A 19,193-nucleotide genomic window follows, 5' to 3' on the forward strand; every position below is an offset into this window, starting at 1 on the left:
GTAATAAATATTAAGGGTTAATTGTTTTTGCTTGAGCTTCCCGCTTTAAGCTAAAGATCCGCGCCAACAGGCCTTCCCGGTTTTGATTCTGGTCCGCAAGCGCAAGACCCTGCTTGGAAGAAATAAACTTAACAAAACGGTAATTATCCGGCATCTGAAAATCCCGAGTCTGGTTTATACGATTACCGATATTTACCAAAGAAGAATTCTTGTTAATATTATATCTTAAGGCGGTGTTTTTATCCAGCAATTCTGTGAAGACAACCTGTTTTTTCTGGCCCAAATAAGCCAGGCGAAAGATCTCGCTTTGCTGGTAAACATAAAGCACGGAGAAAGAAGTGATAAACACTACCGTAGATAAAAATTTGGTCAGCTTCATTTTGTCCTAGATCCTCTGGGCTACCCTGAATTTAGAGCTGCGGCTAGAAGGGTTTTTTTCTATCTCGCTAGCTGTGGGGGTCAGGGGTTTAGCTGTAATAATATCGATTATTCCGTCGGCCTTGAGCGCGCGGAATGTATGTTTAATTACGCGATCTTCTAAAGAATGAAAAGAAATTACGCATATTCTAGCCTGCTTTCTTAAAATTGCAACGGCTTTCTTGATCGCGCTTTCTAAAATTTCTAATTCCCGGTTTACCGCGATTCTCACTGCCTGAAAAGTACGGGTAGCCGGATGTATACGGTAATAACTCCTGCGGTACCTGTGCGGAATAGCCCGCACCACCAGATCCGCTAATTGCCTGGTCGTAGCAATTGGCGTTACCCTACGCTCCTCAACCAACAGATGGGCAATACGGTTATGCCAGCGCTCCTGGCCGAAACTCCAGAGCATATGGGAAATCTCGTTTTCATTAAGGTTATTTACCAAATCATACGCCGATATATAGCTGCTTTTATCTAAACGCATATCTAGCGGCCCCTCCTCCTGAAAACTAAACCCTCTCTGGGTATCCTTTAGCTGGTAAGTAGAAATTCCCAAATCAAAAATAATCCCGTCAATACCATCTATGCCCAGCTTTCTTAAAACCTGGTCTAAATCCGAAAAATTAGCGTGCACAAATTCACAACTATCTTTAAATTCACTCAGCCTCTGCCGGCAAATTTGCAACGAATCTTCATCGCGGTCGATACCGATCAACCTGCCTCCGGGAGTAATCCTTTTTAGTATCTCTAAACTGTGCCCGCCGGTTCCCATAGTTGCGTCAACAATCGTTTGCCCGGGCGCAAGTTTCAAATATTCTATAACTTCAGCCAGCATTACTGGTATATGCAAAGGCGCTTCTAACATTTAGACATCCATCAATTTCTCGGCGATCTCTTCAAAAGACTGGCGGCTGTTGGCGTAAAAATCACGCCAGGAATCTTTTGCCCAAATCTCAATGCGGTTAGAAACCCCAACAATCATCACGTCCCTCTTAATCCCGGCGAAATCTTTCAAATATTGGGGGACCAAGATCCTGCCCTGCTTATCGGAAACTATCTCAACAGCTCCGCTAAAAAGCAGCCGGTTAAAAATACGGGACTGCTGTTTGGTAAAAGACATGGTTTTAAATTTATTTTCCTGGGAACGCCATTCCTCCTCGGCAAACATAAAAAGGCATTTATCCAAACCGCGGGTAATAAAAAATTTTTCCACGAATTGATTTTTAGCAACTTCGCGGAATTTGGCAGGCAATATCAGACGGCCTTTACGGTCTATAGAATGCTCAAATTCACCGTAGAACATTTTTTCTTCCCTTCCACTTTACTCCACTTTTATCCACTAGATGACTAAAGTATAGACAAAATCTTCCCTTTTGTCAAGAAAAAATTTTCCTAAATTCAGTAAATACAATCAATTGGGGATAAAACGAGCCTAATACCCAGCTATTGTGGTTTTCTGTGCAGCTGCCGCAGGACCTTGCGGCAGGAAATTATATCTTTTTGGATTTGCGACAATAATTCTCCCAAAGAAGCGAATTTTTTATCTAAGCGTATTAATTTAACAAATTGAATTTCGAGTGTCCGGCCATAAATATTTTTATGGAAATCAAATATGTGCACCTCGACGTGGATAGATTTATTTTCAGAATCAAGCGTCGGCCTTCTGCCGATATAACAGATGCCGTTATAGCGCTTGGCGGAAAATATGATCTCAACCGCGTAAATACCGGCTGAAGGAATGACTTCATGGTGCGGGTTGATATTGGCGGTAGGAAACCCTAAAACCCGGGCAAGCCGGCTGCCTTTAATTACCGAGCCTAAAATACTTACCCGGCGACCAAGCAGCTCTTCGGCGTCCTTGATCTTGGAGCTCCTGATTAATTTCCTTATCACCGTGCTGCTGATTGCCGTGCCTTTTGATTTCAGGACGTTAAAAACTTTAAGCTTAAAATTATATTTTCTTGCCGCCTGCGCAAGCAATCTATAATCGCCGCTGGCTTTATTGCCAAAACGGAAATTCTTCCCCACGCAGACAAACCTGGCACCGATCTTTTCAACCAGTATTTTAACGATGAAATCATCGGCGGTTAGCTTGGCGAAACGATTGCTAAAATCTACCACTATACACACATCAATACCCATTTCGGCAATCAACCTTAGGCGGTGTTCCAGGGAATAAAGGCTGGGCTCTTTCTGCGGATGCGGGAAAAAAGTCAGGGCGATGCTTGTCCCTTTGGCCTGGCGGGCTATCCTTACCGCCGCTTGTAAAATATTACGATGGCCCCGATGCACCCCGTCGAAAACACCTAAAGCCGCCACCGCCCCCGCGTACTTTTTAATTTTATTTATTCCGTGGATTACGATCATTGAAAAATTATTTTAAGGATTGCCGGATTCTGGCGATAACTTTTTTCACGATTTTTTTAATATCGCCGGTTAAAGTGCATCCGGCAGCGCTCTTATGCCCTCCGCCTTCAAAAAACGCGGCGATCTCATTTACATCGACCTTGCCCTGGCTTCTTAAGTTGACGCGCACCTCATTATTTTCTCCGAGATTTTCTTTAAACAATGCTACCACCTCTACCCCCTTGATTGCCCGGCCAAAACTCAAAGCCAGATCCGCTAAATCCACGCAAGGCTTTCCTGCCTTAAACAGTTCTTTTCGAATCTGAAATGCGACGACCCTGCCCTGGCAATAGAATTCTATTTTTGGAAGAAGTTTGAGCAGCAATTTTACATCAGCAGGCGGAATATTCTCGTAGGTAGCCCGATAAACCTGGGCAACATCTATTCCGAATTTCAAAAGCTCGGAAGCCGCCTTAAACGTATGGCTGGAAGTATTTGAGTAGCGAAATGAACCGGTATCGGTCATTATTCCGGTATACAAAGCCACGGCCGTATCCTTATCCATAGGCAAGTGTAATTTTTTATACATTTTATAAACCATCTCTGAACATGAAGAAGCTTTTGGGTCAACCCAGTTTAGGTCGCCAAAATTACGGTTGCTGATGTGGTGATCGATATTTAAAACCGGTTTCTTATCTTTATTTAATTTATAAACATCGCCGGTGCGTTTTAAATCCGCGCAGTCTAAAACCGCAAAACAATCAAAATCAACGTTCTTAGAGCTCTTATTCAATAGGCGTATAAGTTTATTACCCGGCAGAAAATCATAGCCGTAGGGCAATTTATCTTCATTGATGATTATCCCGCTCTTGCCCAGTTTCTTGACCAGGTTATAAAATCCAAGTTCACTGCCCAAGGCATCGCCTTCAGGGCTGGTGTGGACAGTAATCAAAAAATTATTATATTTTTTTATGTTTGCGCAAACATCATTCAGGCTCATTGCGCCTCTCCCTTGAGCTTAGCGTCCGTTCCTTTAGCGGGCGGCGCCTTTATCTCATTCAGTATTTCTTCGATCCGCACGCTATATTCGCTAGAGCGGTCTTCTTTAAACATAAGTTCGGTGGCAAAACGCATGTTGATCCTCTGGGCGACCAGGCTGCGAATATAACCTAAGGCAGAATCTAAAGCAAGCTTAGTCTTTTTATGCGCGTCTTCTTTACCTAAAACGCTGTAAAAAATTTCAGCGTTTCTCAAATCCTTGGACAACTCCACCCGGATTACGGTGACAAAACCAATTCTAGGGTCTTTAAGCTCATCATGAATAATCGTGCTTACCTCTTTTTTTATCGCTTCCTCAACTCTTTCACGTCTGGGCATTTGTTCAACTCCGTTTCTAATGTTACTGACGTTTCTGTTATTAATGGATACAAAACGTCAGTAAATTTTTATTAGTCTTTTAATCAGGGCTAATTCCTGGCGACGGGTTTTTACCTGGCCGTTAAGTTTAGCCGCTAATACCTGCGCAAAGATCTTTTGATACCTTGGGCCGGGTAAAATGCCCAAGCCATGCAGATCACGGCCAGAGACATAAAGCCGCATCCCATTATAAATCTCAAGAAAATCCGTAATATATTCCTTAAGATATTTGTTTTGGCATCCCGCTGCCCGCAGCAAAACAATCTCTTCGTAACTTAATGGCTCAAGCAAAGAAAAAATATGGGCTGGCCGGATTCCTTTCTTGCTCAAAGAAGGAACAAGTTTATGGGTATCCCGGCAATAACTAATGATCCGCTTTTCTTCGCCTTTGCGTAATCCCAGCTTGCAAGTGACCAACTTGAGCTGAGCCAAACTAAGGGGTTTTAAAAGTGCCGTAAAATAAACCAACCAAGTGTCAAGCTGTCTGCGCGCGGAATAGTTTTTCATAAACCAACAGATCTCTTTATCTATCGCTTTAAACAAATCCTGCGTGGATTTTCCAAACTTCAATTTATCGCTGAGAAAAGATAAACCGCCTAAATCGCCCAGCCTCTTGATCTGCTTTAGCGGATCCCTTTCTTTAAGCATTAAGATCAAGTCATCGCGCGTCCTGTGCGCGTGGGCCTTACTTAACAGGCCGGCCCCGATTGCCTCCTTAAGCAACGCCAAGGTCTTAGGTTCAATCTTAAAATCAAAGCGCTGCTCAAAACGGATCGCCCTTAATATGCGCGTCGGATCATCTTTAAAACTTAAATCATGCAAAATACGTATCCTTCCGGATTTTAAATCCTCTTTTCCTCCAAAAGGATCAATCAATTTTTGTTCATTATCCTGCGCAATGCTTACCGCCATGGCATTAATGGTAAAATCCCGGCGCATAAGATCTTCTTTTAAAGATCCTGAACTTACCACCGGAAGGCAGGCGCAAGAGGGGTATTTTTCTTTACGCGTAGTAGCAATGTCAACTTTCAGGCAATTATCCAAGGTTAACGTAGCGGTCCCAAACCGCTCATGGATCCTTATCCCTGATTTTAATTTTTTAGCCAGCTTCTGGGCAAAAATGATGCCGCTGCCTTCGACAGTAATATCTATGTCAAAATTGGCCACCCCCAAAATTAAATCCCGTAAAAACCCGCCAACCAGATAAGCCGGCATTGCGGTTTCTTGGGAAACCTCCGCGGCAAGATCAATAATCTTTTTTAATTCTGGCGGTAATTTTTCTAAATAACTTTTCATCTTTTATGGCCGCGGATGAAACTGCTTGTGAATAGTTTTGAGCCGCTCTTTATCAATGTGCGTGTAGATTTGTGTCGTGGAAATATTTGAATGCCCCAGCATCTCCTGCACCGAACGCAGGTCAGCGCCCCGCTCCAATAAATGCGTGGCAAAGGAATGCCTTAAGGTGTGCACTTTTATCGGTTTTTTAATTTTGGCCTCTTTGGCATAGCGCTTAATTAATTTCCAGACAGATTGCCGGGATAACCTGGCCCCGGAACGGTTAATAAAAAGGTACTCTGAATTTTTTTTCTTTAAAAAATACGGCCGGCTAAACTCTAAATACCGGTTAATGCTCTGGATGGCTTTCTTGCCCAGAGGAATGATCCTCTCCTTATTTCCTTTTCCGATACAACGCAAGAACCCGATATCTAAATTCACATTATTAGTCTTAAGATCCGTGGATTCGGATACCCGCATCCCGGTGGCGTAAAGAGTCTCTAAGATCGCCCTGTCCCTTGCCCCTTGGTGATCACGCACTTGCGGCTGGCTGATCAATGCTTCCACTTCATTTAAAGAAAGCGTGTCCGGGACCTTCTTCCATAATTTTGGCGAATCAATTAAGACAGTCGGGTCGCTTTTGAGGACCCTTTCCCTGCTTAAGAAACGATGGAACATCCGGATTGCCGCCAGCCGGCGGGAAATGCTGGTTGGCGATACCCCGTTATCTTTTTCAAAAAGCATGAATTCAACAATATCGTTTTTAGTTATTTTGGAAAGCGCCTCCATCCCGCGCTTAATCATAAAATCCAGATACATATTTAAATCCTGGCGGTAAGCCAAGATTGTATTTTTTGCCAAAGCCCGCTCAACCGAAAGGTAATCCAGAAATGAATCAATGAGTTCTTTCATCAGTCCTTAAATAGATTATTATCCTTTTCCCTGCCGATGGAAGTTGCCGGGCCATGGCCGGGATAGACTATGGTTTGAGAAGGTAAAACAAATAATCTTTCTTTTATTGCCTTTTCTAACTGGCTGCGGCTGCCACCGGCTAAATCATAACGGCCAATACCATGGTTAAACAGCGTATCGCCGGTAAAGATAATATCCGGCTGCGGTTTTCTCAATAAAAGGCCGATGCCTCCCGGAGTATGCCCAGGCAGATGTATTACCTCTAATTCCAGGCAATCTAATTTGATAACCTGCTTATCTTCCAAAGTTTTAATTTCAGATTTGACCCTATAAGCCGATGAGAAACTGGAAGAAAAATTCTTGTCTGCGTCCTGAAGCAGCGGCAAATCCAGCTTATGCGCGTAAACAGTCACGCCAAACTCATCGTCACAACCAATATGGTCGTAATGGCCATGAGTATTAATCACCATCGCAACCTTAAGCTTATGTTTTTTTAAGGCTGAATTTATCTTGGGTGCCTGATCACCGGGATCGATGATTATAGCTTCCCCGGCTGGAGCGCAAGCAAGCACATAACAATTGACCTGCATTGGCCCGACGTTAACGGTTTCCAGGATCACTTTAAATAATTCCTGATTTTTGGATAAATAAAATCCCGCTGGATATTGACCTTAATCTGCTCGGCAGCCTGGCAATTGCGCGCGTCATTTGCGCCATAAATATCGCTATTCATCGAAGCTATAAGATCATTTAATCTGGCGATAGAGGGATCAAAATTCTTCTGGGCCTGCGGGACCAGCTGCGTTTTCATGTTGACTAAGTTCTTCAGCGCTTCGCCAGCGCAATCTATCTTCTTTTTAAGGCTTGCCTTCTGGGTAAGGGCGTTAATCAACTCATCCTGCCAGGCCTTCCAATAAAGAAAATACTGCCGGTAGAGCTCTTCTTTGGTCATGTTTGGCCCCTTATACTCCTCAGGGGCAAGGACCATCTGCACAGCCTGATCCGCTTTCTTGGATTTACGGGTAAATTTACGCGCGAATGATTCGCATCCGGCTAAACTTAGCAGCAAAAAACCGGATAATAAAACACAGGTCACTTTCTTTATTCTCATTTGATCATCTCCTTGAATTCATGCTCACCGATAATCTTTACGCCTAATTCTTTAGCTTTATTAAATTTTGAGCCGGTGCTTTCTCCGGCTACCAAAAAATCAGTTTTACTGCTTACGCTGGAAGTTGCCAAGCCTCCGGATTTACGCACCAGTTCCTCTGCTTCAGAACGGCTGAACCCCTCCAATTCTCCGGTAAAAACCACTGTTTTACCGGTTAATTTATTCGCCCTAACCTTAGAAATTTCCTGGCGCATATTGAGGCCGGAATTTTTTAACTCCTGGACCAGCTTTTTAATCCGGCCAAGATTAAAATAATCCACGATCGAGCCGGCCATAACCGTGCCGATCTCAGGAATCCTATCCAGATCTTCAAATCGCGCCCGCATAAGTTTACCCATATCCGAAAACTCTTGAGCCAGCGTGTAAGCGGCTTTCTGGCCAACGTGGCGGATACCTAAAGCAAAAATCAGGCGCGCCAAAGGCTGGGCTTTGCTTTTCTCAATCGCGTTTAAAAGATTATTGGCTTTTTTCTCTTTAAATAACTCCAACTTCAAAAGATGATTAATCTTAAGTTTATAAATATCCGCCAGGCTCTTCAATAATCCCAATTTTACTAATTGCGCAATTACCGCCTGGCCTAAACCCTCGATATCCAAGGCATCGCGGCTGGCAAAATGTAAAAGCGCCCGCTCAAGCTGGGCGGGGCAATCCGGATTAATGCAGCGGTAAGCCACGTCCTCGGCTTTCTCTTTGATGATCTTTTCTCCGCAAGCCGGGCATTTTTCAGGTTTATGATAAGGCTTCTTGCCTTTTTGCTCCACTACTTTAACCACTTTAGGGATTACATCCCCTGCCCGCTCGATCAGCACCCGGTCACCCTCGCGCAAACCCAATCTTTCGATTTCATCAAAATTATGCAAGGTAGCATTACTTATGGTTACTCCGGAACATTCTACCGGCTTAAGCTCCGCTGTAGGAGTGATTACTCCGGTCCTGCCCACATTAACCTTAATTGCCAGGAGCTCGGTAGTTGCCTGCCGGGCGGCAAACTTATAAGCTACTGCCCAGCGCGGGCTTTTGGCCGTAAAACCCAATTCCTTCTGCTGCGAGAAACTATTTAATTTAACCACTATACCATCAATCTCATAACTAAGTTCATCACGCTTATCCTGCCAATGATTGCAATGGACAATCACCTCTTCGATGTCGCGGCAGAGGGCAGAATGCGTATTCACGCGCATACCCCAATCTTTTAGCTTAGCTAAAAAATCCCACTGGGTCTTTATCGGCTCCGCGTTATAGGCGCCCAAAGAATGCGCGAAAAAATTAAGGCGCCTTTTGGCAACAAGATTACTATCCAGTAATTTCAGGGAACCGCTGGTAGCATTACGCGGATTGGCAAACAAATCCTCTCCTGCATCCATACGTTCCTGGTTAACCTTCAAAAAATCTTTTTTATCGATATACACTTCCCCGCGGATCTCAATAAAATCTAACGGTTGTTTAGCTAAAAGCGCCAAGGGGATAGCGCGGATAGTTTTTATATTGGCAGTTACATCTTCACCTGTCTGGCCGTCGCCGCGGGTTGCCCCAATCACCAACTTCCCATTGATATAGGTTAAATTCACGCTAACACCGTCGAACTTAAGCTCAACCGCATACTCATAAACAGCATCTTTACCTAACCCTTTACGCACACGTTCATCCCAGGCCCTTAATTCATCGATAGAACAAGTATTGTCCAAAGAAAACATTCCTTGCCGGTGCTTTACCGTCTTAAAACCCGGGCTTATCCCCGAACTTAAGCGCTGGCTGGGAGAATCATCAGTGCGGTAGCGGGGATATTTATTTTCCAGGATTATCAATTGCCGCATTAAATCATCATATTCCTTATCCGAGACTAGCGGCTGGCTTAAAACATAATAAAGATAATCATATTTTCGTAATTTTGCTTTTAATTGTTCGATCTGATTTTTAATTTGGCTGGACATTTTTGGCTGTTCGGGTGGCTAGAATACAATTCGAAAATCGCGGAATTCACCGCTTGCCGGCTTCCATTCTATATGCACATCTGCGATATAGCGGGAAAAAGACTGGTTGACCTGCTGAAGGAAGCTATCCAAAACATCCTCCTCGGCTTCCGCTACCACCTCAACCCTGGCGTCATCTAAATTCTTAGCCCAACCAAGAACCTTCTGTTGATTTGCCATATCCTGGACAGTATAGCGAAACCCTATTCCCTGGACTCTACCCGAATAAAAAAGGTGTAGTTGTTTCTTCATATAGCAAATTCCTTGCTCGTTTCACTCGCAAGGATTTCGTTAGATCAAAACTTAAGGTGCTCAAATTCGGCCAACAAACTTATGTTCGCTGTCGCTCCATAAGTTGGGGCCTCATTTAAGTCGGGGCGACAGGACTTGAACCTGTGACCTCAGCGTCCCGAACGCTGCGCTCTACCAAGCTGAGCCACGCCCCGTATTAATTAAATAAGTATATCAGAAATTTAGAGTATGCGCAATAATAGAAAGGATTAAGCGGGATTCTTTTTGGCGAGGATATCAAATTCCACGTTCAACTTATCCGCAGGACCCTTAAAATTTAAAGTTGTATTCTTAAGGGTATGCGGAATAATACAAACATTAATGATATTGGCGCGCGCGCCGGCTAAGGTTAAGCTGATCCCATCCAGGGCAATTGACCCTTTAGGCAGGCAATAACGCATAAAAGAGGCGGGAATTGAAATCTCAAACTCAAAGCTGCCATTACGCAAACCTTTCCTGCGCACCAGCCCCAGGCAATCGATATGCCCCCTGACAAAATGCCCGCTGACCCGGTCTCCCACCTTAAGGCTGCGCTCAAGATTAACTTTTTGGCCGGTTTTTAATAATCCCAGGTTGGTATTTTTGCGGGTAGTATCGATGACTTCAAAACTAACCGAATTATTTCCTATAAAAACTGCGGTAAGGCATACGCCGTTAACCGCGATGCTCTCACCAATCTTGGTATCAACCAAAACTTCTTTAGCGCCAACCTCCAAGAGGGTTATCCCTGCCTGGTGAGCTATTTTTTTTACCTGCCCCAACTCTTCGACAATACCCGTAAACATTTTAGCCAACCCTTGCCTCAATTAAAAACTCTTCATCAAAACGCCTGATCTTTAAACCGTGTAATTTTATTGCCTGGTCTACGCGCTTAACCCCGGTACCCATCACCGAAGAAACAGCGTCTTTGCCGCCGATAATCTTAGGGCTGATAAAAAATAAAATCTTATCCACCAGCTTTTCATCAAAGAGCGAGCCGATCAAAGTCCCTCCGCCTTCGACGATAATACTGCTAATTTGTAATTGTGCCAATTTCTTAAGCGCGTCGCGTAAATTAATCTGGCCGCTTTTCTCCTTAACCTCAAGGATTTTGGCTTTTGCCGCCAGGTGCTTGCGATTTTCGGTCTCCTGGCCCGGGCGGCTGGGTAAAGTAACAATGATCACCTGGGCATCCCCTGAAAAAATATCGGAATTCTCAGGCGTACTCAAATTGCTATCGACAATTATCTTGATTAATTTTTTTTGGGAAAACCAGGTATCCAGGCGCGGGTTATCCCGTAAGACGGTATTAACCCCCACCATAATCGCGTCATAATCTTGGCGTAATTTATGCGCAAAACTCCGGGACTTATCGGAAGTAATCCATTTAGAGTCCCCGGTGCGCGTGGCGATCCGTCCATCCAAAGACTGGCCGACTTTTACCGTAATAAACGGAACCCTGGTCGTAATATATTTTATAAAACTCTCATTAATTTTTTTTAGTTGATCCTCTAAAAACCCCGCTCTTACTTTAATATTACTTTGCTTAAGCAACATCAGGCCCCGGCCATTATTCAAGGGGTTAGGATCAATCATCCCGACAACCACTTCTTTTATGCCGCTTTCAATTATCCGGTTAACACAAGGCGCAGTTCTGCCGGTATGGGCGCAGGGCTCAAGAGTAACATAGAGAGTTGCCCCTCTTGCTTTATTTCCCGCTTCATCCAGAGCAATAATCTCCGCGTGCGCCAGCCCGGCTTTAGCATGAAAACCCCGTCCGACAATCTTGCCGGCCTTTACTACCAATGAGCCGACCAAAGGATTGGGGGAGGTTTTTCCTTTTGCTTTAAGCGCTAACTTTAAAGCTAATCCCATATAATATTCATCCGTACGTTTAATCATTTTTTAGCCCGCGAAGTTTTTCTACCAGTTCAAACGGTATTTTAACCATACCCAGCTTTATATCCGGTTTTGCGCTGCCGTGAAAATCACTGCCTCCGCTAACCGCAAGATTAAGTTTCTTAGCTAATTCCAAATAAAAATTAACCAGCGATTGGGAATGTTCGGGGTAATAAATCTCTATTCCCTGTAAGCCATATCCTGCGAATTCAGTAATCAAAGCGTCATTACGCAGTAAATAGGGATGCGCCAAAACAGCCACCCCGCCGGCATCTTTAATCATTTTTATCGCCTCCTGCACGGAAAGATAAAAACCCAAAACATAGGCCGGGGACCTGTCCCCTATATATTTACGAAATGCCTCGGGGATATTGGCGACATGGCCCTCTTTGACTAATGCCCGGGCAATATGCATCCGGCCCACCGTAGATTCTCCGGAAATGCCAAAAACAGTATTGGCATCAAGATTAACTCCCAATCCTGCTAAATTTTTTACGATTTTATACACCCGCTCAACACGGTTTTCCCGTAATGAAATTAATTTTCTAAGCAACGCCTTATTTCGATAATCCAGGAAATACCCGAGTATATGTATCTCCTGGCCTTCATGTCGGGCGGTCAATTCAATCCCGGGAATAATTTCCAGATCTTTACCTTCTGCTTCAGCTATTGAGGCAGAAATCGCATCCACGGTATCGTGATCAACTATGGCAATTGCCGAAAGCTTACGTTTGATACTTTCCTTGACTAATTGCGCCGGCCCAAATGTACCGTCGCTAGCCAAAGTATGCACGTGCAAATCAGCGTATTTCATTTTTCTTTCTCAATTTTTACTTGGTCCAAAATGGCGTTGACAAATTTTCCGGACTCAAGGCCGGAATATTTCTTGGCCAACTCCACAGCTTCGTTGATGGCAACCTTAGGCGGAATATCCTGCCGAAACAAGAGTTCAAAACAACCCAGGCGCATAATATTGCGGTCCACAAATGCCATACGTTCAAGCTGCCAGTTGGCCGCGTATTTGCTGATCTTTTTATCAATCTCCTGCATATGGTTGACTACCCCGCCAAGCAGTTCCGCGGAAAAATCCTTAAGTTCACCGGGAATATCATCCCGCTCATTACTCAGCCAGAAATTTTCCAAAGTTTCCTGCCAATTACCGCGGGTAATCTCCACCTGGTAAAGCATTTGCAACACATATTCACGCGCTTTAGTCCGTTTTCTCATTAAATGAGCGCTTAAGTTATGGAGATGCATGTTGAATGTATCGACATAACTTAATGCGCGAATTTATCCCGCCGAATAATTTGAGGCGGGATCAAGTTATTATTTTAGCTGTCCTGATAAATTGATCATCTCAATAGCCGAAAGAGCCGCGTCCCTGCCCTTGTTGCCATCTTTAGAACCTGCGCGTTCTACCGCCTGTTCGATGCTATCGGCGGTAATTATACCAAAGATAACCGGTAAGTTGCAATCCAAAGATACCTTGGCAACGCCTTTGGCGACTTCCGAAGCGATATAATCAAAATGCGGAGTTGCCCCGCGGATCACCGTGCCCAAACAAATCAAAGCATCAAATGATTTTGTTTTAGCCATTTTCTGGGCAACCAGCGGAACCTCAAATGCTCCCGGAACCCAGGCTACCGTAATATCTTTTTCTTCGGCGCCATGCCTGATCAAAGTATCAACGCAGCCGCTGACCAGCTCTTTGGTCATGAAATCATTAAACCGGGAAGCCACCAAACCAAAACTCTGCCCCTTTGCCAACAGCTTACCTTCAATTACCTTTACCATGTTTCCTCCCTTGTTAAAGTTCCAACTGATGCCCTAGTTTCTCTTTTTTTGTTTTTAAATATTTATAATTTTCCGCGTTGGGCGCGATCTCTAAAGGCAGGCGCTCGGAAACCTCCAGGCCATAACCTTCCAGACCCACAATCTTGCGCGGATTATTCGTTAACAACCTGATCTTTTTAACCCCTAAATCTACCAGGATCTGGGCTCCGATCCCGTAATCGCGCAGGTCAGCCTTATGCCCTAATGCTTCATTGGCTTGGACCGTATCCATTCCCTTATCCTGAAGATTGTACGCGCGTATCTTCTCAACCAATCCAATCCCCCTGCCCTCCTGGTTCATATAAAGGATTATCCCTTTTTTCTCGCGGGCAATAATCTGCATGGCTTTCTCTAACTGCCGGCCGCAGTCACAGCGTAATGAACCAAAAACATCTCCGGTTAAACACTCTGAATGCACGCGCACCAATATCGATTCATCAAACCCGCTCCCCATGCACAAAGCAATATGGGTTTGGCCATTGGTTTTATCGCGATAAATAGTTAACTTAAATTCTCCGAATTTTGTGGGCAATTTAGTCTGGACAACCGCTTCCACTAATTTTTCTCTCCTGCGGCGATATTCAATCAGGCTGGCAATAGTGCAGATCTTTAAACTATGCTTTTTGGCAAACTCCCGAAGCTGCGGCAGGCGGGCCATGGTCCCGTCATCATTCATAATCTCACAAATCACTCCGGCAGGATAAAGCCCGGCCAGGCGCATTAAATCCAGGCTGGCTTCAGTATGCCCTGCCCTGACTAAAACCCCGCCCAGGTGGGAACGTAAAGGGAAAATATGCCCCGGACGAATTAGATCCTCCGGCTTAGCTTGAGGATTAATTAAAACTTCAATTGTCTTAGCCCGGTCATGAGCCGAAATTCCCGTAGTTATCCCGTGAGCCGCGTCCACTGAAATCATCCAGGCAGTTTTAAAAGGATCTTCTTTGGAAGCTGCCAGGGTATTCTTAAGCATCGGGTCAAGCTCCAGGAAGCGCAGCCTTTCCTCCTCCATTGGAACACAAATAAGCCCCCGGCCGAATTTAGCCATAAAGTTTATATCTTCAGGCTTGACGCTTGAGGCAGCCATCACTAAATCACCCTCATTTTCGCGGTCCTCATCATCAATGACGACCACCATCTTACCGGCTTTTAAATCTTCGATAATTTCTGGAATGGTGTTAAACATAAGTTATCCGCTCAATAAAAAACCCGAAAACAGAATCTTCGGGCGTATTGATTTTAATCTTCTCTCATCTGGACTTTCCCATATAGAAGCAACACCCCGCGCTAAATGGAATCACGCGGGTGTCCATCTGCATGGACCATCGGCCCTGGAATCTCACCAGATCTGCGGGCGCCTGCATCTTTGCGCCTGCTCGCGGGCTTTTCACTTGGCGCTATTAGGAAGCGCCGGTGCGCGCTTGTTGCGCGACCGCCGGTAAGGATTTACACCTTGCCCTAAAGATTAATTGTCTATTATTTTAACAGAAAAACTAGCCTTGTCAACACAATTAAAAACGATTATAATATGGTTATGTTCGACAAAATCCTAAAACAGGTGCATAAAAAATTACTTAGGAATGAAAAAACCATCGCCGTTGCTGAATCCTGCAGCGGAGGACTGCTCTCTTACCTCTTAACTGATATCTCCGGCTCTTCCGGATACTTTCTTTTAGGGGTAGTTGCCTACAGCAACAGTTCCAAGGAAATAATCTTGAATATTCCCGCCCAAACAATCGCCAGATACACAGCAGTATCCAGCCAGGTAGCGGTATTAATGGCAAAAAATGTCCGCAAAAAAGCAAAATCCGACTTGGCCTTAAGCATAACCGGGATTGCCGGGCCAACGGGAGCAACCGCGAATAAGCCCGCAGGCACTGTCTTCATCTGCCTGTCCGATAAAAACAAAAACGACTGCCGGAAATTTTCATTCCGAGGCAGCCGCCAGGATATCCGTAAAAAATCCGCACAAGAGGCTCTACGTTTATTATGCGCGCGTTTATCGCTATAGATCTTCCTTCAAATATCAAAAATGCTATTTCTAAAATGCAGGATAAATTAAACACCAGCCTGCCTAAGGTCAACTGGGTTGCACCGGTTAACCTGCACCTTACTTTAAAATTCCTCGGCGAGATTTCTCCCAAACAACTGGACAGTATTAATCAAATAATTAGCCAGACAGTAAAAACAATTACTGGCTTTAAAATTAAATTGGAGTCTCTGGGAGCTTTCCCAAATGAAGCTTGCGCCCGGATAATCTGGATAGGCACCGACCAGGCGCCCAAAGCCTTAGAACAGATTGTCGCGCAACTGGAAACCAAGCTTGCCGGACTGGGAATCCCCAAAGAAGGCCGACCCTTTCGCGCCCATATTACTATCGGCCGCATTAAACACCGCCTTAATCCTTGCGATTTAGAGAAGGGAATTGATCAGGTAAAAAACGATGTGGTTTATGAAAATTTGGAATTTAACACCCGGGGAATTACTTTATTTCAGAGTACGCTGGGTAAGGAATGTCCAACTTATACTGTCTTAAAAGAAACTAGCTTTAAAATTACCTGAACTACGATATTGGCATAGATCCCGGCGATCAAATCATCAACCATCACCCCAACTGAGCCGTGCAAATTCTGCAGCCTTCCGGCAGGATAGGGCTTAAAGGTATCCAGGATCCGAAAAATTACAAAAGCCAGAACAACTATTTTCAAATCCGCCGGCAGAAAACTAAGGGCAATAAGCATGCCCATCACTTCATCAATAACCACACAGCTGGGGTCCTTCTTATTCAACAATTTCTCCATCCGGCCGCTGGTAAATAGCCCCAAAACTATTATACAAAGGATACCTAAAAAATAGACCGGCCGACCAGACCCTTGAAGTAAATAAAACAAACCGACCCCGGCAATACTGCCGAATGTCCCCGGGATCAAAGGCAAATAGCCGATAAAAAAAACCGAAGCTATTGCTTTAACCAGAAAATTTCCCAAGTTGTTCAACTTCATAGGCGGGTAATTACCTTACGATTTTCCCAAAGATATGACAAACCGGAATAAAGAGTAAGTCCTACGGTAATTAACATCAGGAAAAAGATCCCCTGGCGGAAGACCTTTTCCCATCCGGGATTCCAGGTATAATATTGCAGCACGATTTCTTTAAACACGATAAAACCAAGAATAGCAAAAATGACGGTCATTTGTAAAACAGTTTTATGTTTACCTGCCCGGCCGGCGGATAAGACCTTGCCTTTATTTAAAGCAAATAGGCGTAAGGAAGTAATCAGGATTTCCCGCGAAACAATAATCACAAACATCCAGGCATCGATTAACTGCAGCTGGACAAATACCGCAAAAGCAGCCAGGACCAGGATTTTATCGGCGATCGGATCCATCAGCCTGCCGAAATCCGTGACCATATTCCTGCGCTGGGCAATCATGCCGTCAAACAAATCGGATAAGGCGGCCAAGGTAAAAACTACCAGGCTAAGCACTTTAAACCAGAGCCCATGGCAAAACAAAAAAAACATAAACACAAAAGTCAATAAGATCCGCGACACAGTAAGGCGATTGGCAAGATTCATAGTTTTAATTCCCCCGCTAAGTCATACTCTAAAGTATCGGTAATTTTGGCCTTCACAAATTCACCTTCTAAAAGCCGCTTCTTACTATTCACATAAACCATTCCGTCTACCTCCGGGGCATCTGCCTGGCTGCGGCCGATATATACGCCATCCTGTTTTTCTTCAACAAGGACTGAGATAGTTTTGCCTAAAAACCTGGAATTTAATTCCGCGGCTATTTTCTGCTGCGCCGACATAATCGCCGCAAACCTCTCCTGCTTAAGCTTGCGGGGAATTTGCCCTTTAAAGCTGTAGGCCGCAGTTCCTTCTTCCCGGGAATAAATAAAAACCCCTAACCTATCAAATTTTACCTCTTTAACGAATTCAAGCAACTCGTTAAATTCCTTCTTTGTTTCCGAAGGAAAACCTGCGATCAGCGAAGTGCGCAAACAAACACCGGGAATTTCCTTCCTGATCTTGCCGATTAAAGATACGATTTCCTGCTTGGTAATTTTACGATTCATCAGCTTCAGGATACGGTCATTGATATGCTGTATGGGCAAATCAATATATTTACATACCCGTTTACAAGAAGCGATTAACTCCAGCAGTTCATCGGTAATACGTTCGGGATTTAAATACAAAAGCCGAATCCAGCCGATATCAGGCGAATTCTTGATTATTTTTTTTAAAAGCCCGGCTAACTGGCTTGCCCCGCCAAGATCTACGCCAAACCCGGTTATATCCTGGCCGATGATATTAAGCTCTGAAATTTTCTCCCGGTTAAAACGCCTGACTTTTTGAATTATTACTTCTTCATCCAGGCTTACCAGTTTACCTTTAATCTTAGGGATTACACAATAGCTGCACTTATTCAGACAGCCTTCACATATTTTTAGATAAGCGTAGTGCTTAGGAGTTAGAGCAAACCTTAATTGTTGCTGGTTTGGCCCCGGCGTTCCCACAAAAGCATCAACTTCGGGCAGCTGGTTTTTTAAATCCTTATAACGCTGCGCCAGGCATCCGTGAACAATTATTTTTTTAAGCTTTCCTTGCTTTTTTAGCTCGATCAGCTCAAGGATAGCATCAACTGACTCACGTTTTGCTTCTTCAATAAAAGCACAGGTATTTACTAAAACTACCTGTGCGTCTTTTAAGTCATCAACAATAGAATAGCCCTTAGAACTAAGCCGTCCAAGTATGTTTTCAGCGTCTACCAGATTCCTGGGGCAGCCTAGACTTAATACCCCTAATTTCTGCTTCATCTGGAAATTTTTAAGCCTTCTTTATTGATCAGGATATTTTTCAAAGGCTTTCCGCGCCTGCCCAGATTAGGAAAACGCTGGTCATTAACCTGCAACTCTACTGCTCCGGCATCCCCTAACGACAATTCAATTTTTTCTTTAGCGCGCCAGGTTTCGCTCCTGCCACGCGTAAGTACTCCGTGGAAAATAGTTTTACCGTCGGCTTTAGCGGATACCCAGGATTTATTGCGGGCAAATATCCCCACCGTAAGCCCCTGAACCAGATCTTTGGAAACCTTGTTCTGCAGGGTGGCGGATTTTGGCACAGAAGTAACCATAAGAACTTTGGCTCTTTCTAAAGGGCTCTTTTTGCGCGAAAAAATAAACTTGATCAAATTAACTCCTAAAAATATAAAAATCAACGCCAGTACCGCCAATACAGCTATTTTCTTAAGGTTAACCGAAAGGTTCATGGTATTTAATTTCATTGAAGCATCTTTAATAAAAGAAGTCGTATTTTCAATACGCCCTCCTAGCGGCCTGCCGACAGTGGCATTCAATACCGGCTTAGTCGGCGGCTGGCTGCTTGAACCGATATATTCTTTGGGATCAAGACCGAGCGAACCGCAATAAATTTTAATAAAACCTTTTAAATAAATCGGGCTTAAATTCGAGATACTGTCGCCTTCGATTGCGCGCAAGACGTTAAGATGGATTTTAGTCTTCTTCTGTATGTCTTCAAGGGATAAGCCTTTTTCCTGACGGATCTTTTTTAGCCGGGCTCCGGCTGTTTCGATATTCATGGTTTTTCTACCTCCTTGGCCACAAGGCCATACCCGCGTAACTCCTTATAAACGCGGGGTATTGCCCACAAGGGCACA

Annotated in this window: 24 protein-coding genes, 1 tRNA gene and 1 riboswitch; of the genes, 2 read left to right on the forward strand and 23 right to left on the reverse strand. The window is 44.2% G+C overall.

What is annotated here, in order from left to right:
- Window positions 1-10 precede the first annotated feature (10 nt).
- From PHG87_02900 to PHG87_02990, 19 genes are all read right to left on the reverse strand, one after another.
- The gene (locus PHG87_02900; GenBank protein MDD5477140.1) at window positions 11-379 is read right to left on the reverse strand and encodes a hypothetical protein; all 369 of its coding nucleotides are present in this window, start codon (window positions 377-379) and stop codon (window positions 11-13) included.
- A gap of 6 nt (window positions 380-385) precedes the next feature.
- Window positions 386-1,288: a 16S rRNA (cytosine(1402)-N(4))-methyltransferase RsmH gene (rsmH, locus tag PHG87_02905; protein ID MDD5477141.1), complete on the reverse strand. Its 903-nt coding sequence runs from the start codon at window positions 1,286-1,288 to the stop codon at window positions 386-388.
- Window positions 1,289-1,726 carry a division/cell wall cluster transcriptional repressor MraZ gene (gene mraZ / locus PHG87_02910; GenBank protein MDD5477142.1) on the reverse strand — a complete coding sequence of 146 codons (438 nt, stop codon included), beginning with the start codon at window positions 1,724-1,726 and terminating at the stop codon, window positions 1,289-1,291.
- 140 nt (window positions 1,727-1,866) lie between these two features.
- A complete protein-coding gene (gene ribF, locus PHG87_02915; GenBank protein MDD5477143.1) occupies window positions 1,867-2,790 on the reverse strand; it encodes a riboflavin biosynthesis protein RibF in 924 nt (307 codons plus the stop codon).
- A gap of 7 nt (window positions 2,791-2,797) precedes the next feature.
- A complete protein-coding gene (locus tag PHG87_02920; protein MDD5477144.1) occupies window positions 2,798-3,769 on the reverse strand; it encodes a bifunctional oligoribonuclease/PAP phosphatase NrnA in 972 nt (323 codons plus the stop codon).
- The gene (gene rbfA, locus PHG87_02925) at window positions 3,766-4,146 is read right to left on the reverse strand and encodes a 30S ribosome-binding factor RbfA (GenBank protein MDD5477145.1); all 381 of its coding nucleotides are present in this window, start codon (window positions 4,144-4,146) and stop codon (window positions 3,766-3,768) included. The genes PHG87_02920 and rbfA overlap by 4 nt, the downstream gene beginning before the upstream one ends.
- A 57-nt stretch (window positions 4,147-4,203) precedes the next feature.
- Complete coding sequence (locus PHG87_02930; protein MDD5477146.1) at window positions 4,204-5,481, reverse strand: CCA tRNA nucleotidyltransferase; 1,278 nt, start codon at window positions 5,479-5,481, stop codon at window positions 4,204-4,206.
- 3 nt (window positions 5,482-5,484) lie between these two features.
- Window positions 5,485-6,372: a site-specific tyrosine recombinase XerD gene (gene xerD / locus PHG87_02935; protein MDD5477147.1), complete on the reverse strand. Its 888-nt coding sequence runs from the start codon at window positions 6,370-6,372 to the stop codon at window positions 5,485-5,487.
- Window positions 6,372-6,992, reverse strand: a complete 621-nt coding sequence (locus PHG87_02940; protein ID MDD5477148.1) for an MBL fold metallo-hydrolase — start codon at window positions 6,990-6,992, stop codon at window positions 6,372-6,374. Before PHG87_02940 ends, xerD begins: the two co-directional genes overlap by 1 nt.
- Window positions 6,989-7,483 (reverse strand): hypothetical protein, encoded by a 495-nt coding sequence (locus PHG87_02945; GenBank protein ID MDD5477149.1) that lies wholly within the window; start codon window positions 7,481-7,483, stop codon window positions 6,989-6,991. Before PHG87_02945 ends, PHG87_02940 begins: the two co-directional genes overlap by 4 nt.
- Window positions 7,480-9,474, reverse strand: a complete 1,995-nt coding sequence (gene ligA / locus PHG87_02950; protein MDD5477150.1) for an NAD-dependent DNA ligase LigA — start codon at window positions 9,472-9,474, stop codon at window positions 7,480-7,482. Before ligA ends, PHG87_02945 begins: the two co-directional genes overlap by 4 nt.
- An 18-nt stretch (window positions 9,475-9,492) precedes the next feature.
- Window positions 9,493-9,765: an acylphosphatase gene (locus PHG87_02955; GenBank protein ID MDD5477151.1), complete on the reverse strand. Its 273-nt coding sequence runs from the start codon at window positions 9,763-9,765 to the stop codon at window positions 9,493-9,495.
- Window positions 9,766-9,885: 120 nt separating this feature from the next.
- A tRNA-Pro gene (locus PHG87_02960) sits at window positions 9,886-9,959 on the reverse strand.
- Between the two features lie 54 nt (window positions 9,960-10,013).
- Window positions 10,014-10,589: a riboflavin synthase gene (locus tag PHG87_02965; GenBank protein MDD5477152.1), complete on the reverse strand. Its 576-nt coding sequence runs from the start codon at window positions 10,587-10,589 to the stop codon at window positions 10,014-10,016.
- Between the two features lies 1 nt (window position 10,590).
- Window positions 10,591-11,685 carry a bifunctional diaminohydroxyphosphoribosylaminopyrimidine deaminase/5-amino-6-(5-phosphoribosylamino)uracil reductase RibD gene (gene ribD / locus PHG87_02970; protein MDD5477153.1) on the reverse strand — a complete coding sequence of 365 codons (1,095 nt, stop codon included), beginning with the start codon at window positions 11,683-11,685 and terminating at the stop codon, window positions 10,591-10,593.
- Window positions 11,678-12,496: a PHP domain-containing protein gene (locus tag PHG87_02975; GenBank protein ID MDD5477154.1), complete on the reverse strand. Its 819-nt coding sequence runs from the start codon at window positions 12,494-12,496 to the stop codon at window positions 11,678-11,680. Before PHG87_02975 ends, ribD begins: the two co-directional genes overlap by 8 nt.
- Window positions 12,493-12,909: a transcription antitermination factor NusB gene (gene nusB / locus PHG87_02980; GenBank protein MDD5477155.1), complete on the reverse strand. Its 417-nt coding sequence runs from the start codon at window positions 12,907-12,909 to the stop codon at window positions 12,493-12,495. Before nusB ends, PHG87_02975 begins: the two co-directional genes overlap by 4 nt.
- A 99-nt stretch (window positions 12,910-13,008) precedes the next feature.
- Complete coding sequence (gene ribE / locus PHG87_02985) at window positions 13,009-13,476, reverse strand: 6,7-dimethyl-8-ribityllumazine synthase (GenBank protein ID MDD5477156.1); 468 nt, start codon at window positions 13,474-13,476, stop codon at window positions 13,009-13,011.
- 13 nt (window positions 13,477-13,489) lie between these two features.
- Entirely contained in the window at window positions 13,490-14,698 is a 1,209-nt protein-coding gene (locus PHG87_02990; GenBank protein ID MDD5477157.1) for a bifunctional 3,4-dihydroxy-2-butanone-4-phosphate synthase/GTP cyclohydrolase II, read from the reverse strand.
- Window positions 14,699-14,750: 52 nt separating this feature from the next.
- Window positions 14,751-14,982: riboswitch (FMN riboswitch) on the reverse strand.
- A 64-nt stretch (window positions 14,983-15,046) separates the two neighbouring features.
- On the opposite strand from PHG87_02990, the gene PHG87_02995 reads away from it, so the two are divergent.
- Together PHG87_02995 and thpR are read left to right on the forward strand one after the other, a co-directional pair.
- Window positions 15,047-15,523, forward strand: a complete 477-nt coding sequence (locus PHG87_02995) for a CinA family protein (protein MDD5477158.1) — start codon at window positions 15,047-15,049, stop codon at window positions 15,521-15,523.
- Window positions 15,502-16,074, forward strand: a complete 573-nt coding sequence (thpR, locus tag PHG87_03000) for an RNA 2',3'-cyclic phosphodiesterase (GenBank protein MDD5477159.1) — start codon at window positions 15,502-15,504, stop codon at window positions 16,072-16,074. Before PHG87_02995 ends, thpR begins: the two co-directional genes overlap by 22 nt.
- Here thpR and PHG87_03005 read toward each other — a convergent pair.
- Genes PHG87_03005 through PHG87_03020 form a run of 4 tightly spaced genes read right to left on the reverse strand, consistent with a single transcriptional unit; the run spans window position 16,035 to window position 19,115 of the window.
- Complete coding sequence (locus tag PHG87_03005) at window positions 16,035-16,514, reverse strand: phosphatidylglycerophosphatase A (GenBank protein MDD5477160.1); 480 nt, start codon at window positions 16,512-16,514, stop codon at window positions 16,035-16,037. The genes thpR and PHG87_03005 overlap by 40 nt on opposite strands.
- Window positions 16,511-17,089: a CDP-diacylglycerol--glycerol-3-phosphate 3-phosphatidyltransferase gene (pgsA, locus tag PHG87_03010; protein ID MDD5477161.1), complete on the reverse strand. Its 579-nt coding sequence runs from the start codon at window positions 17,087-17,089 to the stop codon at window positions 16,511-16,513. The genes PHG87_03005 and pgsA overlap by 4 nt, the downstream gene beginning before the upstream one ends.
- Entirely contained in the window at window positions 17,086-18,333 is a 1,248-nt protein-coding gene (locus PHG87_03015) for a MiaB/RimO family radical SAM methylthiotransferase (GenBank protein MDD5477162.1), read from the reverse strand. The genes pgsA and PHG87_03015 overlap by 4 nt, the downstream gene beginning before the upstream one ends.
- Window positions 18,330-19,115, reverse strand: coding sequence for a DUF4115 domain-containing protein (locus PHG87_03020; protein MDD5477163.1), 786 nt, complete (start codon window positions 19,113-19,115; stop codon window positions 18,330-18,332). The genes PHG87_03015 and PHG87_03020 overlap by 4 nt, the downstream gene beginning before the upstream one ends.
- Window positions 19,116-19,193: the final 78 nt, after the last annotated feature.

The sequence above is a fragment of the Candidatus Omnitrophota bacterium genome, from assembly GCA_028716245.1.
Lineage (GTDB): Bacteria > Omnitrophota > Gorgyraeia > Gygaellales > Profunditerraquicolaceae > UBA6249.